Below are 353 nucleotides of genomic sequence, written 5' to 3'. Positions count from 1 at the left end.
GTGGTTAGGCGTACGTCTACAACATTATAAACATTGTGCCATTCAGGGTGATGTTCCAGCGCTTCGGCATGAAATGCGGCTTGGTTCATAAAACTGATGGCTTCAATAAAGTCATTAAATTCATAGCTTTTAATAATGCTGTTGCCGTCACGCTGCCAGCCAGCTAAGTCTTCTAGCTGTAAGTCAATTTGTTTGTCAGATAAACTACTCATGGTGGTCTCCCTTATTATTATGTTGGATGATTTGGTCGAGTTTTTATTAACTTTCATTATTTAATGGATTGATAAAAATTCTAATAAGTGCGCTAGCAACTTTATACTCTAAATAGGACAAAAAACCCACATATATTCGAT

At 36.5% G+C, this 353-nt stretch carries 1 protein-coding gene; it reads right to left on the bottom strand.

Annotated features, from left to right (window positions below; translation table 11 throughout):
- Nucleotides 1-212, bottom strand: a 212-nt coding sequence (locus tag AAEY72_RS14300) for a 4a-hydroxytetrahydrobiopterin dehydratase (protein WP_352311166.1), incomplete at its 3' end; no start/stop codon positions are given.
- Nucleotides 213-353: the final 141 nt, after the last annotated feature.

Source organism: Psychrobacter sp. W2-37-MNA-CIBAN-0211 (genome assembly GCF_040309405.1).
GTDB lineage: Bacteria > Pseudomonadota > Gammaproteobacteria > Pseudomonadales > Moraxellaceae > Psychrobacter > Psychrobacter glaciei.
This window is presented reverse-complemented; position numbering and strand designations above follow the sequence as displayed.